Consider the following 14,435-nt stretch of genomic DNA (forward strand, 5'->3'; position numbering starts at 1 on the left):
CGTACGCGCCGCTGCTAGCGGCCGTCCATCTCGCGGAAGATCTGGTCGAGCCGGAACTCGTCCGGGGGCTCGCCGACGGCATCGCGGACCACGCGTTCGCGCTGCATGGCGCTGTCTTCCTGCGCGCGCCGCACCGCGAGCACGACCTCCTCGGCCAGATCCTGGCTGCTCAGCTTCATGATGAGCGGGTCGAGCGAGATCTGGGCGATCCGTCCGTCGGCGTCGGCGCGTACCCGGACCTTGCCGCCCGCGCCTTCGCCCACACCGCTGATCGTCTGGATCTCCCGCTGCGCGGCCTGGAGCCGGCGACTGTCCCGCTCGGCTTGTTCGGTGATCTGTATCAGGTCGTCCGGGTCGTATTCGGGCCCGGTGGGGTGCGTTCTCATTGCTTCGGGTCGGGGGTCGGGGTCAGGCTTGGCCTTGGCCGGTCGGCGGCGTTGTCGCCGAGGTGCTGCTGCTTGTCCAAAGCCGGTGCGGCGTGCGGTCCTGGACCAGGCATGTCCCCCCTCAAGGATGTGATCTTCGTCGCCTCCCCATCCAGGGTCGGACGTCGCCAAGGCTCGATCGAACGTTGGCGGGCGGGACGAGACCATGAGAGCGCGCGAGATGATCAACGGCTGTCTCACATTTTGACACAAAGAATTCGCCTACGGCTACCCGTAACACCGGATTAGGGACATGTGAGTCAGGTATGCCCACCTCTCCGGGGATGCGTCCGAGCTTGTCAGACAGCTCGGGGCGGGAATCGGCCGAGGCCTCATTTTGCTACATCGCCGCTGGTCAAAGGGATGTTGACGGCTCGTCAGCCGCGAATTGGAGCGTTCCTTCTACGCAATGCGGACAAAATTGGACCATCGCCGTATGTCTTCGCATATCACCCAGCAGATCTTGACCGCATGTCCGAAACTCCATACCTTGGGCCGTTGTTCGCGGCGCATGCGGCGCGTGACGCTGGCGCACGCACAGTGTCCGCCCGTACTGCCTGGGCTTGGCCCAGCCTGTCGGCCATGGATGAGCGAGGAGGCGATAGAGGCTAGCGATCCGGCCGGGGACCCCACCCACAGTGCCCGGCTGTGGTCAGACCGATAATCGGCTCGGGGAAGAGACGCACCCAACCGGTGACATTCCGCGGCCGGGATTCCCGCCTCTGGACAATCGAACGGAGAAAGTCCCCTCCATGGAACGCACGTACCTTGTCTGCCTGCCCTTCGCCGGCGCAGGCGCATCTTTCTTCAAAGGGTGGCAGCGATACGCCTCCGATGAACTGAGCATTCTGCCGGTGCAGTTGCCCGGTCGCGAGGAACGCTTTGTCGACCCCCCGCACACCGACGCCGCACGCGCAGCGGAGGAGGCGTGCGCCCAGGTGCTGGCGCGGATCGGCAGTCCCGCCCGGGTGGCTCTTTTCGGGCACAGCCTCGGCGCGGTGCTCGCATACGAGCTGGCCCACCGCCTCGGCGGCGTGGCCGGGATTCGGTTGGCACGGCTTTTCGTGAGCGGTTCCCCCGGGCCGTGGAATGGACGGGAGAGCCGGGCCAGCGGTCTGAGCGATGAGGAGTTCCTGGCTCGGGTCCGCGATTTCTCCGGTTATTCGCATCCGGCGCTCGAAGATCCGGAAATGCGGTCGTTGTTGCTGCCCGTGATCCGGGCGGACGTCGAAATGCATGAGAATTACCGGCCGGCCTCCGACAAGCCACTGTCCATACCGGTCACCGCGCTGCGAGGGCGCGGGGACGAGCTCGTGGACGGATCGCACCTCGCTCAGTGGGAGCGGGCCACCACCGCCGGATTCGCCACCGCCGAACTCGACGGCGGTCACATGTACCTCGCCGACGATCCCGCGACCCTGCTGAGGCTGATCGGGGCCGAGCTCGCCCCGCAGGAAGAACGGTGACGGGGCGGCTGGCCGGGAAGACGGCCATCATCACCGGTGCGGCCCGCGGTCTGGGACGCGCCAGCGCTCAGGCCTTCGCGCGTGAAGGCGCCGACCTGGTGCTGATCGACGTCGCGCGGGATCTGCCGGGTGTGCCGTACCCGTTGGGTTCCCGGAGCCAGCTCGACCACACCGCGGAGCTCTGCCGCGATTCCGGCGTCTCTGTGCTGGTCAAAGAGGCGGACGTACGGGAGCTGCTCGAGCTGGAGGACGCGGTGTCCACGGCGGTCGACCGTTTCGGCCGCGTCGACGTCCTCGTCAACAACGCGGGCATCGCCGCGCCGTCCGGCAAGACGGCCCACGAGATCGACGAGAACGAGTGGCAGCTGATGCTCGACGTCGACCTCTCCGGCGCCTGGCGTGCCATCCGGGCGGTGGGCAAGCTCATGGTCGAGCAGCGCTCTGGCAGCATCGTCAACATCGCGTCCACCGCGGGGCTGGTCGGTTACCGGCATTTCGCGGGATACGTCGCCGCCAAACACGGTCTTGTCGGCTTGACCAAGGCGGTGGCGCTGGACTACGCCCCGCGCCAGGTCAGAGTCAACGCGCTGTGCCCTGGCTCTGTTCGCGATGACGCGCAGGTCGAGGGCCGCATGCTGGCGGAGATCGCGCGCTCGCTCGACGTGCCGGTCGGCACGCATGAGGAGGCGTTCGTCCAGTCCCAGCCGATGAACACGCTCATCGAGCCGGACGCCGTCGCCTCCGCCGCCGTGTGGCTGGCCTCGGACGAGTCCCGGCAGGTCACGGGCAGCGTGCTCACGGTCGACGGAGGTTTCACAACCCGGTGACGGCCGCTCACCGGACCTGCCGTCCCTCAGATCCCTGGAGATTGATCCGTGTACCAAGCTGACAGCGTCTCGCGGCTGTTCGCTGCCGCCCGCTCACCGTCCGTGCACTGCCACGCCTGGCGGGTACGGCTGTCCGAAGGCGCCGACGCCGCGCGGATGGCCCGGCTGCTCGATGAGGCGTCTCGTGCCTGGTGGGGGGAGTCCGCCCGGTTGTGGGTGGAGAGCGTCCCCGCTGACGGCGACTCGCCGGCAGCGCGCCGGCGGCTCGACGCCGAGCTGCACCGGCCCATGTCAGGAAAGGGGCCTTGCCTGCGCGCCGTGCTGCTGGAGTACGCGGACGGACCGGCAGATCTCGTGCTCGTCGCACACCGGGAAAGGTGCGACTCGGTGTCGTTGCGTTCGGTCGCCCAGGTTCTCACGGGTCGCGCCTCGTACGACCGGTTCCGCCCTGAAGAGGCCGGCCCCGACGCCGGGATGATCGTGAGGCGGGGAGAGGCGGGCCGTCCGGGATCCGTCGAGTGGGCCGCCGGTGACGCCGCCGCGGGTGACCGTACGGGCGTGGTGACCGTGCGGACACGCGCGGCGGCGCAGGCGACCGCCAAGGTGGCGGTGGCGCTCGGGCTGGTCGTCGGACGGTACGAGGACCAGCGTGATCCGCTGCTCGGCGCGCTGGCCGTCCTACCGGACCGGCCGGCGGGAGCACTCGGAGCCTTCGACGCCGGGATGCTGCTGGCGCTGGACCTGTCCGGCCAGAAGACCGTGGGGGAGCTGGTCGCCGAGAGCGACAGGACCCTGTGCGGCGAAGGCGGACAGTGCGACGGCCCCCGGCAGGACCTCGCCGAGCCCGGCGGCCGGGTGCTGGCCGGGCTTGTCGTCAATGAGCTGGATCATTTCACCGGCGAAGGCGAGACCTACCTCCCCTGCCAGGCGGCCCCGTTCCCCCTCACCATCGCGCTCAGGCGCGCCGCCGGCGGTCTCATGCTCGACGTGCACCACCGGCTCGAAGTCGTGGACGAGCACACCGCGCGGCGGTTCGCCCACCACGTCGCCCGCGTGTACGAGCAGCTCATCGACCCGGCCGACGATCTGGTCCCCGACGACGTCGACCTGCTGGACGAGCCCGAGCGCCGCTGGACGGTCGAACTCGGCCGCTCGAGCCGGTCGCTGGAGCAGCGGCCGGAGCGGATCGAGGAGGTGCTCGCCGCCCGCGTCGCGGAGCGGCCCGAGGCCGTCGCACTCACCTGCGAGGACCGCTCGCTGACCTACGCCGAACTCGACGAGCGTGCCGAGCGCATGGCAGGCGCTCTGCGCGGGATGGGGGTGCGGGCGGGAGAGCGGGTGGGCCTCTGCCTGGAGCGCTCGCTCGACCTGGTGGTCACCATGCTCGCCGTGCTCAAGGCCGGCGCGGTGTATGTCCCGATGGATCCCGCCTACCCCGCGGACCGGCTGGCGTTCATGGCGCAGGATGCCGGGCTCATGGTCGTCGTCGCAGGTGGGAGCTTCCCCGACGGCGATCAGCTGAGCATCGTCACGCCCGAGGAACTCGTGGCCAAGGGCGGCGATGCGGGCACGGCGGCCTCTGACGGCCAGGCCGGCGGATCACCCGGCCAGGACGAGGCCGCGTACGTCATCTACACCTCCGGCTCGACCGGGCGCCCCAAGGGCGTGCTGGTGCCGCATCGCAACGTCGTCGCCCTGCTCTCCGCGACCGAGGACGACTTCGGGCTCGGCCCCGGCGACACCTGGACGAACTTCCACTCCAGCGCCTTCGACTTCTCGGTCTGGGAGATCTGGGGAGCGCTGCTCACCGGCGCCCGCCTGGTGATGGTCCCTTACTGGGTCTCGCGGTCGCCGGAGGAGTTCCACGAGCTGCTGGTGCGCGAGCAGGTCACCGTGCTCAACCAGACGCCGTCGGCGTTCGCTCAGCTCATGGACGCCGACAGGCGCAGGGGCGAGCGGCTCGCGGTCCGGCTGGTGGTGTTCGGCGGCGAGCCGCTCGATGCCCGTCCGCTGCGGGACTGGTTCGACCGGTACCCGGAGAATCGCTGCCGCGTCGTCAACATGTACGGCATCACCGAGACCACCGTCCACGTGACCGCGCAGACCGTGACGCGCCGGGAGGCCATGGCGGGGTCCAGATCGGTGGGGGGCCCGCTGCCCGGCTGGCACGTGTACGTCCTGGATGAGCGGGGCCGGCCGGTGCCTTGCGGCGTTCCCGGCGAGATCTACGTCGGCGGCGCCGGAGTCGCCCTGGAATACCTCGGCCGTCCCGAGCTGACGGAGCAGCGCTTCCTGCCGGACCCGTTCGGCGGAGGCCGCATGTATCGCTCCGGCGACCGGGGACGCCTGCGGCACGACGGCCGGCTGGAGCACTTGGGACGGCTCGACACCCAGGTCAAGGTCCGCGGCTTCCGCGTCGAGCTGGACGAGATCCGCCGTGTGCTGCTCGAGGACGCCTCGGTCACGGCGGCCGCCGTGCTGCCGCGGGCCGGCGACCTGGAGGGAGCGCGCATCGACGCGTACGTGGTGCTGGCCGACGGCGACACCGCCGCGGTGCGGCGACGGGCCGCCAAGGTGCTGCCCGAGCACATGCTGCCCGCCACGATCACGGCGCTGCCCGCGCTGCCGCTCACCGCGAACGGCAAGCTGGACGTTCGGGCATTGCCCGAGCCCGCGCCCGCGCCCCCGGCGTCCGTGCGGGCCCCCTCAGGTGATGTCATGGAGACACTGACCGCCATCTGGGAGTCGGTGCTCGGCGTGCCGGTCGGCGCCGACGACAACTTCTTCGAGCTGGGCGGCAACTCGCTGCTCGCGATGCGGCTGGCGGCGGCCATCCGGGAACGGGGACTGCCCGCGCCGCCCATGCGCGAGCTGTACCTCCATCCGACGGTGAGCGGTCTCGCGCGGGTGCTCGGCCATGAGTGAGACGGGGGGACTGCTCGAGTGGCTCTCCGGCCCTGACCACCCTGAGCCGATCCCCGTCGCGGGCCCGCCCGGCATGCGGGCGCCGGCGATCCTGGCGGCGTGGGGCGCGCTCCTCTACCACCACACCGGCCGGCAGGATCTCACCTTCCGCGTCGTGCGCGGCGGCGCGGACGAGGTGGTCCGGTTCGCCATCGATCCCGGCGGGAGGCTCGCCGAGCTGGTGACGTCGGTGACGCGGGCGCTCGACGCCGCCGACCCGTACGACCCCGGTCTCGGCTCCATGCCCGTCCTGGTCCACGGGGATCCGGTCCCGCCCGGCGCGTTCGCCCTCGTCCTGGACGAGAACGGAGCACGGTTGCGGCCCGGCCCGGCCAGGAACGCCGACCTGACCGCCCGCCACGCGGACCACCTCGCCGCCGCGCTGGCCACGCCCGAGTACACCGTGATCCGCGACCTGGACCCGCTGACCCCCGCGGAGCATGCCGAGCTCGACCGCTGGAACGACACCGCCGTCGACTACCCGCGAGAGGTCAGGGTCGAGCGGCTCTTCGCCGGACAGGCGGAGCAGGCGCCCGGCCATCCGGCCGTGGTGCACGGTGACACCACCCTCACCTACGCGGACCTGCACCGCCGCAGCACGTTGCTGGCCCAGTCGGTACGGCGCGCCGGCCTGACCTCCGGCGAGCCCGTCGCGCTGCTCCTGCCGCGCGTTCCCGACCTGGTCGTCGCGGCCCTGGCCGTGCTCAAGGCAGGCGGCTGCTACCTGCCGATCGATCCCACCACCCCGGCGGAGCGCGTCTCCCTCCTCCTCGCGGACAGCGGCGCGACCCTGCTGATCACCTCGAAGGAGTCCGTGGCCGGCGCGCGGACCATCGCGATGGACGCCCTGGACTGGTCGGCCGAGCCGGAGCTCGAGGACCCGGCTCCCGGTGACGCGTCCGCGCCCGCGTACCTGATGTACACCTCGGGAACCACGGGGCGGCCCAAGGGCGTCGCGATCCCGCACCGCGGCATCGTCCGCCTGGTGCGCGGGGTGGACTACGTACGCCTGGACCTCACCACCAGGATGGCGCAGATCGGGGCGACCGGGTTCGACGCCTCCGTCTGGGAGATATGGGGCGCGCTGCTCAACGGCGGCACCCTGCACCTGCTCGACCGGGAGACCTTCCTCGACACCGAGGAGTTGCGGAAGGCCCTGGCCGATCAGCGCATCACCACGGCGCTGTTCACCTCCGCACTGTTCGGCCGGCTCGCCGACGACGACCCGGCCGTGTTCGGGCCGCTGCGTGACCTGCTCGTCGGAGGCGACGTGCTCTCACCCAAGCACGCTAGGTCCGTGCTGCGCGCCAACCCGGGCCTGCGGCTGGTGAACGCCTACGGACCGACCGAGAACGCGGTCATCTCCACCGCCCACGTCGTCGCCGAGCCGATCGCCGCGCGGGTGCCCATCGGCCGCCCCGTGCCCAATACCAGCGCCTACGTGCTCAACCAGGACCGCCGCCCACTGCCGATCGGCGTCCCCGGCGACCTGTACGTGGGCGGCGACGGGCTGGCCCCCGGCTACCACGGACGCCCGGAGCTGACCAGGCGCGCCTTCGTCCCCCACCCCCTGCGGCCGGGACGGCTGCTCTACCGGACGGGCGACCGGGCCCGCCGTCTGCCCGACGGGTCGATCGAATTCCTCGGCCGGACCGACCACCAGGTCAAAGTGCGCGGGTTCCGCGTCGAGCCGGGCGAGGTGGAGACGGCGCTGCAGAACGCGACCGGAGTGAGCGGCGCGGTGGTCGTGGAACGGCGTGACTCCTCCGACAGCCGGCTGTGCGCCTACGTCACGGGCGAGGAGGGCCTCCAGGCGGAGCAGGTGCGTGCGGAGATCGAGCGCGTGCTGCCGCCGCACATGGTGCCCGCGCACATCGTGGTGCTGCCCGCGCTGCCGCTGACCGCCAACGGCAAGGTGGACAGGACCGCGCTGCCGGACCCGGCGCCACGCGGCGGCGGGCGGGCGGCGCGGGACGAGGTGGAGCGCGTCCTGGTCGAGCTCTGGGAGGACGTGCTCGATGTCCGCGGGATCGGCGTCGACGACCCGCTCGACCGGCTCGGCGGCAGCTCGCTGACGGCGACCCGGCTGGCCGCCCTGGTGCGGCGCCGCTTCGGCGTGGACTGCCCGGTCTCGGCCGTGCTGTCCGCCCGGACGATCTCCGCACTGGCCGGGACCATCCGCACGGCCGACCGTACGAGCCCCCGCCTCGCCGGGCCGCGTCCCGGTCTGGCCGCCGAGCGAACCCCGCTGTCGCCCCAGCAGCGGGGAATCTACGTCGAGCAGCTCAAAGATCCCGCCGGCACCCAGTACAACCTGCCGATCTTCGTCGACATCCCCGCGCCGGTGGACCCGGACACGCTGCGCGCCGCGTCGGCCGCGCTCGCCGACCGGCACGAGATCCTGCGCACCGACATCGCCGTTGACGGCGACGGCCGGCCGCACCTGCGCGTCCGCGACCGGGTGGCCGTCACGCTCGACGAGGTGGACCTGCCGCCCGGCGCGGACCCCGACGCGTGGGCGCAGAGCTGGATCCGCCCGTTCGACCTCGCCGTGGCGCCCCTGTGGCGGGTGGCCCTGGTCCGGCATGACACGGGAACGCGGCTGGTCCTGGACATCCACCACCTGATCACCGACGGTCACGCCCTGACCCTGATGATGTCCGAATGGGCGGCGCTGATCAGGGGCGATCGGCTGCCCGGGGTGGAGCTGCGCTACCGGGACTTCGCCCAGTGGGCGAACGGACCGGAGAAGCGGCAGCTGTCCGAGGCCCAGCGACCCTACTGGGCCGAGACGTTCGCCCGGCCGGTCCGGCCCCTCGACCTGCCCACCGACCTGCCGAGGCCGGCGGTGCGCCGGACCGAGGGCGCTCACCTGTACTTCGAGTTCGGCGCGCGACGCAGCGACGCGATCGCCGAACTGGCCCGTGCCGAGGGAGTGACCCCCTTCCACGTGCTGCTGGCCGCCTACACCGCCTTCCTGGGGCGGGTGAGCGGCAGCGACGACGTGACAGTCGGAACGGCGGCGTCGGGACGGCACCTGCCGGGCGTGGACCGGGCGCAGGGGATGTTCGTGAACACGCTCTGCCTGCGCACGCGGCCGCAGGCCGAGCTGCCGTTCCGCGCGTACCTGCGGGCGGTGGCCGAGCACGCCACCGCCGCCGTCGACCACCAGGACCACGCTTACGACGCTCTCGTGGCGCAGCAGGAGCAGCACGACCTCAGCAGGAATCCCCTCTTCGACACGTTCTTCGCGGTGCAGGACACCGGACTCCACAAGGTCGGCTTCCTGGGCGGCCGGCCGCGCTGGCGGCCGGACGCCACCCGGCGCACGATCTTCGACCTCGACCTGCAGATCGAGGTCGACGGAGCCGGGCCAGGCGGCTATGCCGCCCGGTGGGCCTACGCCACGAGCCTCTTCCTGCGGCCCACGGTGGAACTGTTCCGCGATGAGCTGCTGGCCCTGTTGGACGCCGCGCTCGCCGAACCCGCCACGCCGCTGGGCGAACTCGGGCGGGTGGCCGCGACTCCGTACGACCTGTCCGAGCTCGCGCTCGACTTCGACTTCTGATCCGGCTGGGAGAGCACCATGCAATCCATCGAGACCCTGGGCGGGCTCAAGGTCGCGGCCGCGCAGCGTCCCCGTGAGGGCGCGTACTGGCGCGCGGAGCTGGCGGCCCTGCCCGACCGCGCCGGCTTCCCCGCCGACCACAGCGCGCCCGGCCGCGGCCCGCACGCCGCCGCCGCGCTCGACCTCGATCCCGCCTTGGCGGACCGGCTGCTGAAGCTGGCCCGAGGCCAGGACACCGCCCTGCGCTCCTTGCTGATCGCCGCGGTCGGCGCGCTGCTCCAGCGCCACACGGGCGGGGAGGAGGTCGTGCTGGCCACGCCCGCCTTCCCGGCCGCCGGCGGTCCGCCGCCGCTGGCGTCCGCGCTGCCGATCCGGCTGCCGATCAGCCGCGACAGCACGCTGCGCGACCTGCTCGGCGAGGTCGCGGCCCGGTTGCGGGCCGCGGTCGAGCACCAGGACTACCCGATCGAGCTGCTCGCCGAGGACGGCCCGCTCGCCGACGTGCTCGTCGGCGGCGACAGCGCCGACCGGCCGGATTTCCCGCTCGTCTTCAGCTTCGTCCGTGAGGCGGACGGCCTGGCCCTGCGGCTGCTGCACCGGCCCGAGAACCACACGACGGACACCGCCCGGCGGCTCCTCGACCACTGCGCGTCGCTGCTCGACCAGGCCACCGCCCATCTCGACCTGGCGCTGAGCGCGCTCGACCTGCGCTCCGACGCCGACCGCGCGCTGAGCGCCGCGGTGAACGCCACGGACGTCGCCTTCGACGACACGGTACGCCTCGACGAGCTGCTCGACCGGCGCGCCGCCGCGACCCCGGACGCCCTCGCCGTGGTGGGCGACGGCTTCCGCCTCACGTACGCCGAACTGAACGCCAGAGTCAACCGCCTGGCGCACACGCTGCGCGCTCACGGCGTGGGCCGCGACGACCTCGTGGCTGTGCTGGCGGAGCGGTCGCCGGAGATGTTCGTGGCCATCTACGCCGTGCTGCGGGCGGGCGGCGCATACCTGCCGATCGACCCCGGCAACCCCCGCGACCGCATCGCGTACCTCCTGCGCGACAGCGCTGCGCGCCTGGTTCTGACCCAGCCCCACCTCGCCGGCCTGGCGGGCGCGGAGACGACGGTCCTGGACCTGACGGACGAGGCCGCGTACGCGCCGGAGTCGGGCCCGCCGCCTGCGCAGGGAACCGCTCGCGATCTGGCCTACGTCATCTACACATCGGGTTCGACCGGCGCGCCCAAGGGCGTGCAGATCGAGCACCGCTCGGTGGTCAACCGCATCAGCTGGATGCACAAGGCGTACCCGATCAACGCCGCCGACGTCATCATGCAGAAGACGCCCACCTCCTTCGACGTCTCGGTGTGGGAGCTGTTCTGGGGGATGCTGGCGGGCGCGGCGGTGTGCCTGCCCGAGCCGGGCGCGGAGCGGGACCCGGAAGCGCTGGTCGCCGCCATCCGGCGGCACGGCGTCACCACGATGCACTTCGTCCCGTCCATGCTCGGCGCATTCCTCGATTTCCTGTCCGGAACGGGCGAGCAGGACGGCACGGCCACGCTACGGCAGGTGTTCGCCAGCGGCGAGGCGCTGACCCCGCAGCACGCCCGGCGCTTCCACGAGGTCGTCCCGGCCGCGCGCCTGGTGAACCTGTACGGGCCGACCGAGGCCACCGTGGACGTCACCCACTATGCGTGCCGGGGCGACGAGAGCCGGGTGCCGATCGGTTGGCCGATCGACAACACCCGCGTCCACGTGCTCGACGCCGACCTGCGCCCCCAGCCGGTCGGCATCCCCGGCGAGCTGTGCATCGCCGGCGTGCAACTGGCCCGGGGGTATCTCGGGCGGCCTGAGCTGACCGCCGAGCGGTTCACCGCCGCCCCCCACGCCGGCGAGGAACGCGTCTACCGCACGGGGGACCTGGCCCGCCGGTTGCCCGACGGCGCGATCGAGTTCCTGGGCCGGATGGACCACCAGGTCAAGGTGCGCGGCCACCGGATCGAGCCGGGCGAGATCGAGGAGTGCCTGCGGCAGCACGCCGGCGTGCGGGACGCCGTGGTCGTGGCGCACGGGAAGAACGGCGGGCTCCGCGGGTATGTGCTGGCGCCTGAGCCGATCTCGGAGGACGAGCTCAAAAGCCATCTCAGGCGCGCGCTTCCTGAGTACATGGTGCCCGCCAGGCTGGTCACGCTGGAGCACTGGCCGCTCACGCCGAACGGCAAGCTGGATCGCCGGGCGCTGCCCGAACCCGGTGAGGTGGCCGAATACACCGCACCGCGGACGCCGCGAGAGGAGCACCTGGCCCGCATCTGGGGCGAGGTGCTCGGCCGCGAGCGGGTCGGCGTGCACGACAACTTCTTCGCGCTCGGCGGTGACTCGATCCGGTTCGTCACCGTGCTGGCCAAGAGCCGCGCTCACGGCCTGGACTTCACGTTCGAGCAGCTCTTCGAGAATCCGACGATCGCCCGGCTCGCGGCGCTGGCGGCCGACGCGGCGGGTGGCGCGGAGACCCGCGTGCCGGAGCCGTTCGAGCTGCTGAGACCGGAGGACCGGGCGAAGCTCCCGGACGGGGTGGTGGACGCCTACCCGATGACCCAGCTCCAGGCCGGCCTGGTCTTCCAGAGCGAGCTGTCGCACTCCACCGTCGAATATCACGACATCCTCAGCTACACGATCCAGAGCACGTTCGACGCCGAGCGGTTCGAGCAGGCGGTGCGGTTCCTCGTCGCGCGCAACCCCATCTTCCGCACCAGCTACCACCTCACCGGCTACAGCGAGTACCTGCAGCTCGTCCACCAGGATGCGCCCGTGCCGCTCTTCGTCGCCGACCTGCGTGGCAAGACCGAACAGGAGCAGGACGCCTGGTATCGCGCATGGGCCGAGCGGGAGAAGGCCCACCGCTTCGTCTGGACGGAGCCCGGCCTGGTCCGGCTGCACGTGCACGTGCTCGGCGACGACCTGTTCCGCTACACGCTCAGCCAGCACAACTCGGCGCTCGACGGCTGGAGCATCACGCTGGTGCACACCACGCTGTTCGACATCTACCACCGGCTCCTGGAGGGCCGTCCGCTGCCCGACGCCCTGCCGGGCAACCATCTGCGTGACTACGTCGCGCTGGAACGCCGCTCGCTGGCAACCGAGGAGCACCGCTCGTACTGGGCGCGGCTGCTCGCCCAAGGCTCCTTCACCGAGCTGCCGAGGACCAGGGACTCGGCCGAGCCGGACGTCTTTCCCGTGGTGTTCCACGAGGTGGAGTTCCCGCGCGGGCTGTCCGACCGGATCGTGGCGCTGGCCGACAGGCTGTCCGTGCCGGTCAAGAACGTCGCGCTGGCCGCGCATCTCAAGGTGCTCTCGCTGATCGCCGGCGAGAGCGACGTCGTGGTCGGCTACGAGCACAGCGGCCGTCCGGAGACCCACGGCGCCACCGAGGCGATCGGGCTGTTCCTCAACACGGTGCCCTTCCGCGCCCGCGTCGAGGAAGGCTCCTGGGCGGATCTGATAGGCCAGGTCTACCGGTCCGAGGCCGAGTTGCTGCCGGCGCGGCGCTACCCGATGGCGCAGATGAAGCGCGACCTGGGAATCCAGGACCCGCTGTTCGAGACCGCCTTCAACTTCACCCACTTCTACCTGCTCAAGCAGCTTGAGGCACGCGAGGGTTTCGCGCTGCTCGACGTACGGGCGAACTCGGAGACGGAGTTCGTGCTGCGTGCCGAGTTCTCCAGGCACTTCGTCACCGACGAGGTACGGCTGAGCCTGCACTACCACGCCCACCTGTTCGAGCCCTGGCAGGTGGCCAGGATGGGCGCGTACTACACGGCCGCGTTCGAGGCGATGACCGCCGACCCCGACGCCCCGCAGCATCTCGCCGACCTCCTGCCCGCCGAGGAGAGCACGGCACTGGCCGCGGCCGAGCGGTCGGAAGCGCTCCCGGCAGCGGTGGCCGGGCTCGTCCCCGCCCCTGCCCGCCCGTTCCACCTGCGGATAGTGGACGGCCACGGCCTCCGGACGCCCTTCGCCACGCCCGGCCAGGTCCTCCTCGTCGCGGCCGACGACGAGAGCGTCACGGTGCCCACCGGCCGGTACGGCCGCCGGATGCCCGGCGGCGTGGAGCTCCTTCCTGAGCGCCCGCGCCGGGAGTTCCACCAGCCGCGCCGGCGCAGCGACTCCCGCGCGGCCTCCCGCCCGGAAGGCCCCGTGCAACTCCGCATCGCGCAGGCGTGGGCCAGGGTCCTCGAGGTGCCTCTGGAGAGCATCACGCTCGACGGCAACTTCTTCGAGCTCGGCGGCGGCTCCCTGACCGCGATGCGGGTGGTGATGGAGCTGGACGGCCTCGTGTCGCTCACCGACCTGATGCGGAACTCCACCCTCGGGCCGCTGTCCGTGGTGGCCCAGACGCGGCTGAAGGAGGACGCCGAGGCGGAGAAGGGCATGCTCCGCGCCCTGTCGGAGAACTCAGGCAACGCCCGATGCGCCCTGGTCTGCCTGCCCTACGCCGGCGGCAATGCCATCAACTTCGAACCGCTGGGCGCCGCCTTCGGCAAGGAGGACGACATCGCCGTCTACGGCGTCGACCTCCCCGGGCACGACGCCGGGCATCCCGACGAGCCCCTCCTGTCCGTGGAGGAGGCCGCCCGGCTGCTGGCGGACGAGATCGGCACCACCCTCGACGGGGATGTGCTGCTCTGGGGCCACTGCGTGGGTTCGGCACTGGCGGTGGAGACGGCACGCCTGATGGAGGCGGCAGGCCGGCCGCCTCTGCACGTCTTCGTGGGCGGCAAGCTTCTTCACGACGCCCGCACCACCCGCGAGGCCGTGCGCCAGGCGGACACGATGAGCGACGACGACGTCCTGGCCTGGCTGGCCGGCGTGACCGAACTCGGCCCGCTCACGCCCGGCCAGGCGGCCTTCATGGCGAGAGTGTTCAGGCACGACTCCCGCTCCGCCAACGCCTACCTGCTCGCGCAGGCCGAAGAGGGGACCGGGGCCCCGCTCGGCGTCCCCCTCACGGCCGTGTACGCCACCGACGACCCGCTCACTCCCGAGTACGACCGGCGATACGAGGAGTGGTCGATGTTCTCCGCCGAACTCGGGCTCGCGGAAGTCGGCCCGGCCGGCCACTACTTCTGCAGCACGGCGCCGCACGCCGTGGCCGACCTGGTGCGCTCGCTATGGAAAGAAGAGCACTGAC

The 14,435-nt window shown here is 71.7% G+C and carries 6 protein-coding genes; 5 read left to right on the plus strand and 1 reads right to left on the minus strand.

Features of this window, described 5'->3' with window-relative positions; all coding sequences use genetic code 11:
* Nucleotides 1-14 precede the first annotated feature (14 nt).
* The gene (locus ACIBVN_RS35195) at nt 15-386 is read right to left on the minus strand and encodes a YbaB/EbfC family nucleoid-associated protein (protein WP_397143919.1); all 372 of its coding nucleotides are present in this window, start codon (nt 384-386) and stop codon (nt 15-17) included.
* 791 nt (nt 387-1,177) lie between these two features.
* Here ACIBVN_RS35195 and ACIBVN_RS35200 point away from each other — a divergent pair.
* Genes ACIBVN_RS35200 through ACIBVN_RS35220 form a run of 5 tightly spaced genes read left to right on the plus strand, consistent with a single transcriptional unit; the run spans nt 1,178 to nt 14,434 of the window.
* Nucleotides 1,178-1,891 (plus strand): thioesterase II family protein, encoded by a 714-nt coding sequence (locus ACIBVN_RS35200; protein ID WP_397143921.1) that lies wholly within the window; start codon nt 1,178-1,180, stop codon nt 1,889-1,891.
* Nucleotides 1,888-2,718, plus strand: coding sequence for an SDR family oxidoreductase (locus tag ACIBVN_RS35205; protein ID WP_397143923.1), 831 nt, complete (start codon nt 1,888-1,890; stop codon nt 2,716-2,718). Before ACIBVN_RS35200 ends, ACIBVN_RS35205 begins: the two co-directional genes overlap by 4 nt.
* A gap of 48 nt (nt 2,719-2,766) precedes the next feature.
* Nucleotides 2,767-5,643: an amino acid adenylation domain-containing protein gene (locus ACIBVN_RS35210; RefSeq protein WP_397143925.1), complete on the plus strand. Its 2,877-nt coding sequence runs from the start codon at nt 2,767-2,769 to the stop codon at nt 5,641-5,643.
* Nucleotides 5,636-9,250, plus strand: a complete 3,615-nt coding sequence (locus ACIBVN_RS35215) for an amino acid adenylation domain-containing protein (protein WP_397143926.1) — start codon at nt 5,636-5,638, stop codon at nt 9,248-9,250. The genes ACIBVN_RS35210 and ACIBVN_RS35215 overlap by 8 nt, the downstream gene beginning before the upstream one ends.
* Before the next feature lie 18 nt (nt 9,251-9,268).
* Nucleotides 9,269-14,434 carry an amino acid adenylation domain-containing protein gene (locus tag ACIBVN_RS35220; protein ID WP_397143928.1) on the plus strand — a complete coding sequence of 1,722 codons (5,166 nt, stop codon included), beginning with the start codon at nt 9,269-9,271 and terminating at the stop codon, nt 14,432-14,434.
* The last annotated feature ends 1 nt before the right edge of the window (nt 14,435 follow it).

It is taken from the genome of Nonomuraea sp. NPDC049400 (genome assembly GCF_044466425.1).
GTDB lineage: Bacteria > Actinomycetota > Actinomycetes > Streptosporangiales > Streptosporangiaceae > Nonomuraea.